We start from the raw sequence: 6823 nt of genomic DNA on the forward strand, positions 1-6823 counted from the left end.
ACGCCGCCCTCGACGCCTGCGCCGCCCGCCACGGCGCCGCCGCCGTCCTGCTCGGCCACACCCGCGACGACCAGGCCGAAACCGTCCTGCTCGGCCTCGCCCGCGGCTCGGGCATCCGCTCCCTGTCGGGAATGGCCGCGGTCTCGGGGGCCGACGGCCGTTACCGCCGCCCCTTCCTGCAACTCGACCGGCAGACCGCCCGCAAGGCCTGCATGGTCCAGTCGCTGCCCGTCTGGGACGACCCGCACAACGCCGACCCCGCGTACACACGTTCCCGCCTGCGCCACGAAGGCCTGCCCGCCCTGGAGAAGGCGCTCGGCAAAGGGGTCGTGGAAGCGCTCGCCCGCACCGCGCAACTCTCCCGGGACGACGCCGACGCCCTCGACACCTGGGCCAGCCAGGCCGAGGCCTCCGTACGGGACGCCACCGGCCTCCTGGAGTGCGCCAAGCTCTACGCCCTGCCGCCCGCCGTGCGCCCCCGCATCCTGCGCCGCGCGGCCATCCAGGCGGGCGCCCCGGCCGGTTCGCTGTTCGCCCGGCACATCGAGGAAGTCGACCGCCTGATCACCGGCTGGCGCGGCCAGGGAGCCATCAATCTCCCGGGCAAGGTCGTCGCCCAGCGCCAGGGTGGCAGACTGGTGATTCGGCAAGGCTGAATCGACACCCCCTCCGGGCCTCCGGGGGCGGGGCCAGGTAGTAGCCGGTTGGACGACCGAAAGTGATGCGGGTGGACGCGAAAGACATGGGTGACGACCTCCAGTCGGTGCTCATCACCAAGGAAGAGATCGACGCGAAGCTCGTGGAGCTCGCCGCGAAGATCGACGCGGAGTACGCGGGCAAGGACCTGCTGCTCGTCGGCGTCCTCAAGGGCGCGGTGATGGTCATGGCGGACCTCGCCCGGGCACTGTCCACCCCCGTCACCATGGACTGGATGGCCGTGTCGTCGTACGGCGCGGGCACCCAGTCCTCCGGTGTCGTGCGGATCCTCAAGGACCTCGACACCGACATCAAGGGCAAGCACGTCCTGATCGTCGAGGACATCATCGACTCCGGTCTGACGCTGTCCTGGCTGATCTCCAACCTCGGCTCCCGCGAGCCCGACTCGTTGAAGATCTGCACCCTGCTGCGCAAGCCGGAGGCGGCCAAGGTCGCCATCGACGTGGAGTGGGTCGGCTTCGACATCCCGAACGAGTTCGTCGTCGGATACGGCCTCGACTACGCGGAGAAGTACCGCAACCTGCCGTTCGTCGGTACGCTCGCGCCGCACGTCTACGGCGGCTAGGGCCACTCGGCCCAAGCCCTGTAAGACGATCGGGAACCCCAGCGGGTTTCGCGCCGTTGGAGCATGCAGACACGTCTCCCAGCCGTCCCGTGCGACTTCGGGCAACATGGCTGGGGTACGGTCAGAAGAACTGTCTTTATCAAACTCACTATGGCAGGAGGGACGGAGCGAATTCGCTCCGTATGGATGGACGTGAAGCGATACTTCCGTGGGCCGGTCATGTGGATCGTGCTGGCCGTCCTTGCCGTGGTCGTGTTGATGCAGGTCGTCGGCTCGTCCGGCGGCTACAAGACGGTGGACACCGGCCAGGTCGTCCAGGCGATCAATGACAACAAGGTCGAGTCGGCCAAGATCACCACCGGCGACGAACAGACCATCAAGGTCACGCTCAAGAGCGGCACCAAGGTCGACGGCAGCTCCAAGATCCAGGCGAGCTACATCGGCGACCAGGGCGTGGACCTCGCGGCCACGCTGCAGACCAAGTACCAGGACAAGCAGATTCCGGACGGCTACACGGTGTCGCCGACGAAGCAGAACGCTTTCGTCGGGATCCTGCTGTCCCTGCTCCCCTTCGTCCTCATCGTGGTCGTCTTCCTGTTCCTGATGAACCAGATGCAGGGCGGCGGCTCCCGAGTCATGAACTTCGGGAAGTCCAAGGCCAAGCTCATCACCAAGGACACCCCGAAGACGACGTTCGCGGACGTCGCGGGCTCCGACGAGGCCGTCGAGGAACTGCACGAGATCAAGGAGTTCCTCCAGGAGCCGGCGAAGTTCCAGGCCGTCGGCGCCAAGATCCCCAAGGGCGTACTCCTGTACGGCCCCCCCGGCACCGGCAAGACCCTGCTGGCCCGCGCCGTCGCCGGCGAGGCCGGGGTGCCCTTCTACTCGATCTCCGGTTCCGACTTCGTCGAGATGTTCGTCGGTGTCGGTGCCTCCCGAGTCCGTGACCTGTTCGAGCAGGCCAAGGCGAACGCTCCGGCGATCGTCTTCGTCGACGAGATCGACGCGGTCGGCCGCCATCGCGGCGCCGGCCTCGGCGGCGGTCACGACGAGCGCGAGCAGACGCTGAACCAGCTGCTCGTCGAGATGGACGGCTTCGACGTCAAGGGCGGCGTGATCCTCATCGCCGCGACGAACCGGCCCGACATCCTCGACCCGGCCCTCCTGCGCCCCGGCCGCTTCGACCGCCAGATCGCGGTCGACCGCCCGGACATGCAGGGCCGTCTGGAGATCCTCAAGGTCCACCAGAAGGGCAAGCCGGTCGCACCGGACGTCGACCTGTCGGCCGTAGCGCGCCGTACGCCGGGCTTCACCGGCGCGGACCTGAGCAACGTCCTGAACGAGGCCGCCCTGCTCACCGCCCGAGGCAACCGCAAGCTGATCGACAACTTCATGCTGGACGAGGCGATCGACCGTGTGGTCGCGGGCCCGCAGAAGCGGACCCGGATCATGTCGGACAAGGAGAAGAAGATCACCGCGTACCACGAGGGCGGCCACGCCCTGGTCGCGGCGGCTTCCCCGAACTCCGACCCGGTCCACAAGATCACGATCCTCTCCCGAGGCCGTGCTCTGGGCTACACGATGGTCCTGCCGGAAGAGGACAAGTACTCGACCACGCGCAACGAGATGCTGGACCAGCTCGCTTACATGCTGGGCGGACGCGCGGCCGAGGAACTGGTCTTCCACGACCCGACCACGGGCGCCGCGAACGACATCGAGAAGGCCACCGCCACGGCCCGCGCGATGGTCACCCAGTACGGCATGACCGAGCGCCTCGGCGCGATCAAGTTCGGCGGCGACAACACCGAGCCCTTCCTGGGCCGGGAGATGTCGCACCCGCGCGACTACTCGGAAGAGGTCGCCGCGCTCGTCGACGAAGAGGTCAAGAAGCTCATCGAGAACGCGCACAACGAGGCCTGGGAAATCCTGGTCGAGAACCGTGACGTGCTCGACGCGCTCGTCCTCCAGCTGCTGGAGAAGGAGACGCTGAACAAGGAGCAGATCGCCGAGGTCTTCGCTCCCATCGTCCGGCGTCCGGCCCGTCCCTCCTGGACCGGCTCCTCCCGCCGTACGCCGTCCACCCGCCCGCCGGTGCTCTCCCCCAAGGAGCTGTCACTGACGAACGGGTCGAACGGCGCGGGTCCCGCGATCACCGCTGGTGCGACCGCCGAGTCCTCTCCCACGCTGGAGAAGGCCCCGGAGGACCGCCCCGAGAACTGACGCGAGTCTCACACGGCCCGAAATGGAAGCCGCGCCCCCCTGGATTTAGCCTGGGGGGCGCGGCTTTTCCATATGCCCGCAACTGAGGCGTGTGTCCGCACACGCGCGACCCGCACAGGAACGAGGCACCGCCATGACCGACCCCGTGACGCTGGACGGCGAGGGAACGATCGGCGTCTTCGACGAGAAGCGCGCCGAGAACGCCGTACGCGAACTGCTGATCGCGGTCGGCGAGGACCCGGACCGTGAGGGGCTCAGGGAGACGCCGGCGCGGGTGGCGCGGGCGTACAAGGAGATATTCGCGGGGTTGTGGCAGAAGCCCGAGGATGTGCTGACGACGACGTTCGACCTGGGGCACGACGAGATGGTCCTGGTCAAGGACATCGAGGTCCTGAGCAACTGTGAGCATCATCTGGTGCCGTTCGTCGGGGTCGCTCATGTCGGGTACATCCCGTCCGCCGACGGCAAGATCACCGGGTTGTCGAAGCTGGCGCGGCTGGTGGACGTCTATGCGCGGCGGCCTCAGGTGCAGGAGCGGCTCACGACGCAGGTCGCGGACTCCCTGATGGAGATTCTGGAGCCGCGTGGTGTCATCGTCGTCGTGGAGTGCGAGCACATGTGCATGTCGATGCGGGGTGTGCGGAAGCCGGGGGCGAAGACCATCACGTCGGCGGTGCGGGGGCAGTTGCGGGATCCGGCTACGCGTAATGAGGCGATGAGCTTGATCATGGCTCGCTAGGCGCTCCGCCGGGTGGACAGGGACGGGCGGGGGTCGGCTGTCGGGCGCGGTCCGTTGTGGCTGGTCGCGCCCGCGCGGCGGAGCCGCAAATCGACACTGCCCCGCGCCCCTTTGGGGCGCTCAGGTGACCGGCGTTGCCCAGTCCCGTTTGGGGCGCCTCAGGTGACCGACGTTGCCCCTGCCGCGTTGTTGTCGTCGTCCTCCGGGAGTTTGCAGACCCGCTCCAGGAAGATCGCGGCGACTATTACCGCGATGCCCGCCAGGACCGAGAAGCCGGCGTAGATGGCCTGGTCGCGGCGGGCCGGGATGTCCAGGGACTCCAGGAGATAGGCGCCCGTGCCGCCGTACATGCCGGAGACGAGGGCGGCTACCAGGGCGCTGGCCTGGCCGAAGACGACCGCGCGGGCGGCCATCAGGGGGTCGACGCCCTTGGCGCCGGGGCGGCGCTCGCGCTGTGCCTTGAGGCGGGCGCGCAGGGACAGCGCCGTGGCCAGCAGGACCACGGCGATCACGGCGAGGACGATGGGGGCGGCCAGTGGGACGCTCGGCAGGGTCCCCACCGCGCTCCACAGGCGGGCCCCCGCCCAGGACAGCACTCCGGCGATCGCGAACACGCCGGCCAGCACCCTGATCCGCAGCTCTCTCACGGTGTCCCTTCAGCTCCCCGTGCCCTGTCCGGGCGTTGTGGTCGTCTCGACCTTAACGACTACTCGGGCAGCCGGAGTTCCAGGTCCTTGCGGGGCGCGACGCCGTCACGGGTGATGTCGTCCAGGAGGGCGGCGACCGGGCCGCGGCCGGGCAACTGCGCCTCGGGTTCCACGTCGTGCCAGGGGGCGAGCACGAAGGCCCGCTCGTGGGCGCGCGGGTGGGGGAGCGTCAGGACCGGGTCGTCGGAGACCACGTCTGCGTACGCGACGATGTCGACGTCGAGCGTGCGCGCGCCCCAGCGCTCCTCGCGGACCCGGTGGAAGGCCTCCTCGACCGCGTGCGCCCGCTCCAGCAGGGAGGACGGGGGCAGGGTGGTCTTGAGGACGACGACCGCGTTGAAGTACGAGGGCTGGCTGCCGGGCTCGACGCCCCAGGGCTCCGTCTCGTAGACGGGTGACACGGCCTTGATGCGGACGCCGGGGGTGTCCTCCAGGGCGTCGATGGCTCCCTGGAGGGTCTCCAGGCGGTTGCCGAGGTTGGCGCCGATGGAGATGACGGCGCGCCTGGGGTTGCTGAGGGTGGTGTCGGCGGCGTCCACCTGCCGTACTACGGAGGCGGGTACCGGCTGGACGGTCGGGTCGCTGTGACCCTCGGTGAACGAGAAGGTCATACTCGGCTCCGGGTGATGGTGACGGTCACGTCGTCGAAGGGGACGGTGATCGGGGCGTCCGGTTTGTGGACGCGGACCTCGACCTCCTCGACCCCTTCGTGCTTCAGGCAGGTCTGCGCGATGCGCTCGGCCAGGGTCTCGATGAGGTTCACGGGCTCGCCCTGGACGACGGCCACGACCTCCTCCGCCACGATGCCGTAGTGCACGGTCTTCGTCAGGTCGTCGTCGGCGGCGGCAGGCCGGGTGTCCAGGCCCAGGACGATGTCCACGATGAAGGTCTGGCCCTCTTCGCGCTCCTTGGGGAACACGCCGTGGTAGCCGCGGGCCTTGAGGCCGCTCAGCGCGACACGATCCACGCGAATCACTCCTGCAATCGTCGGTGGTGGCCGGTTCGTACCGGGTGCGGGCGGTACACCGGCCTCGAACGAATCTACCTGCGGGCACTGACAGTGCCGGGCCGCGAGGGCGTGGGCGCTGTCAGGGTCCGCAGGTTTCATCGACCGTTTCCCCCGGGGAACCCGGCGGCTCATGGGTCGGTAGCCGCCCCTACCCGCCGGTTCGTGATTCCAACCACTTCTTGGTCCTGATGGGTTCCGGCCGACTCCTCCGGGATCGCCTACCCGCTCAGGAGGGCGACTCGTCGCCTTCGGCCTCGTCATTTTCGGCCAGGACCGGGGACGCGTGGTGCGACCAGAGTTTCCAGCCCTCGGGGGTGCGCCGGAACACGTTCGTGGCGACCACGAGCTGGCCGACGAGCGGACCGAGTTCGTCGCTGTCGTCGGGGGCAGGGCCGCCGCTGAGGATGTTCTCCGTGCAGGTGACCAGGGCGGTGTCGCCGGTCACCGAGACATGGACGTCGGTCAGGAAGAACTGGATGTAGTCGGTGTTCGCCATGATCAGCGCGTACGACCTCAGGACCTCGCCGCGCCCGGTGAGCACCGGCCAGCCCGGGTGCACGCAGGAGATCACGCCGGTGTCCGCGGGGTCGTGGTACTCCTCGTCGACGCCCAGGTCGGCCGGGGTGAGCCAGAGCGCGGACAGCTCGTCGAAGTCGCCGCGTTCCAGGGTCTCGTAGAACGCGGTGTTGGCGAGTTCGACCTGCTCGACGTCGGTGTGGGGGGCGCTCACCGGGCTCCCTCGGAGCTGGTGTGCGAAGCCGTGCGGGCGCCGGTGGCACGCGCTCCCTCGACGGCGCGTGCGACGCGTACGGCGTCCGCGGTGGCGTGCACCTCGTGGACGCGCACCGCCCACGCGCCGGCGTGCG

General features: G+C 69.0%; 8 protein-coding genes. 4 read left to right on the forward strand and 4 right to left on the reverse strand.

What is annotated here, in order from left to right; translation table 11 throughout:
• The 4 genes from R6V09_RS42095 to folE form a co-directional block, all read left to right on the forward strand.
• Nucleotides 1-656 (forward strand): tRNA lysidine(34) synthetase (locus tag R6V09_RS42095; protein ID WP_317886766.1); only part of this gene is annotated, 656 nt, incomplete at its 5' end.
• 65 nt (nucleotides 657-721) lie between these two features.
• On the forward strand, nucleotides 722-1282 hold the full coding sequence (gene hpt / locus R6V09_RS42100) for a hypoxanthine phosphoribosyltransferase (RefSeq protein WP_019070220.1): 561 nt from the start codon (nucleotides 722-724) through the stop codon (nucleotides 1280-1282).
• Between the two features lie 186 nt (nucleotides 1283-1468).
• Nucleotides 1469-3502, forward strand: a complete 2034-nt coding sequence (ftsH, locus tag R6V09_RS42105) for an ATP-dependent zinc metalloprotease FtsH (RefSeq protein WP_317886767.1) — start codon at nucleotides 1469-1471, stop codon at nucleotides 3500-3502.
• Between the two features lie 133 nt (nucleotides 3503-3635).
• Nucleotides 3636-4241 carry a GTP cyclohydrolase I FolE gene (folE, locus tag R6V09_RS42110; protein ID WP_317773667.1) on the forward strand — a complete coding sequence of 202 codons (606 nt, stop codon included), beginning with the start codon at nucleotides 3636-3638 and terminating at the stop codon, nucleotides 4239-4241.
• 158 nt (nucleotides 4242-4399) lie between these two features.
• Here the strand turns inward: folE and R6V09_RS42115 are convergent, their stop codons facing one another.
• The 4 genes from R6V09_RS42115 to R6V09_RS42130 all read right to left on the reverse strand — a co-directional run bounded on the left by R6V09_RS42115 (nucleotide 4400) and on the right by R6V09_RS42130 (nucleotide 6687).
• Nucleotides 4400-4888 (reverse strand): DUF3180 domain-containing protein, encoded by a 489-nt coding sequence (locus R6V09_RS42115; protein WP_317886768.1) that lies wholly within the window; start codon nucleotides 4886-4888, stop codon nucleotides 4400-4402.
• A gap of 59 nt (nucleotides 4889-4947) precedes the next feature.
• Nucleotides 4948-5559 carry a 2-amino-4-hydroxy-6-hydroxymethyldihydropteridine diphosphokinase gene (folK, locus tag R6V09_RS42120; protein ID WP_317886769.1) on the reverse strand — a complete coding sequence of 204 codons (612 nt, stop codon included), beginning with the start codon at nucleotides 5557-5559 and terminating at the stop codon, nucleotides 4948-4950.
• Nucleotides 5556-5915 carry a dihydroneopterin aldolase gene (folB, locus tag R6V09_RS42125; RefSeq protein ID WP_317886770.1) on the reverse strand — a complete coding sequence of 120 codons (360 nt, stop codon included), beginning with the start codon at nucleotides 5913-5915 and terminating at the stop codon, nucleotides 5556-5558. The genes folK and folB overlap by 4 nt, the downstream gene beginning before the upstream one ends.
• A gap of 268 nt (nucleotides 5916-6183) precedes the next feature.
• A complete protein-coding gene (locus R6V09_RS42130) occupies nucleotides 6184-6687 on the reverse strand; it encodes a nuclear transport factor 2 family protein (protein ID WP_317886771.1) in 504 nt (167 codons plus the stop codon).
• Nucleotides 6688-6823: the final 136 nt, after the last annotated feature.

The organism is Streptomyces sp. W16, assembly GCF_033194735.1.
In the GTDB taxonomy this organism is placed as follows: Bacteria; Actinomycetota; Actinomycetes; order Streptomycetales; family Streptomycetaceae; genus Streptomyces.

Excerpts from the sequence above, each read along its gene's own strand:
- ftsH (WP_317886767.1), top strand. The coding sequence starts at position 1,469 with ATGGACGTGAAGCGATACTTCCGTGGGCCGGTCATGTGGATCGTGCTG.
- hpt (WP_019070220.1), top strand. The coding sequence starts at position 722 with ATGCGGGTGGACGCGAAAGACATGGGTGACGACCTCCAGTCGGTGCTC.
- folE (WP_317773667.1), top strand. The coding sequence starts at position 3,636 with ATGACCGACCCCGTGACGCTGGACGGCGAGGGAACGATCGGCGTCTTC.
- folK (WP_317886769.1), bottom strand. The coding sequence starts at position 5,559 with ATGACCTTCTCGTTCACCGAGGGTCACAGCGACCCGACCGTCCAGCCG.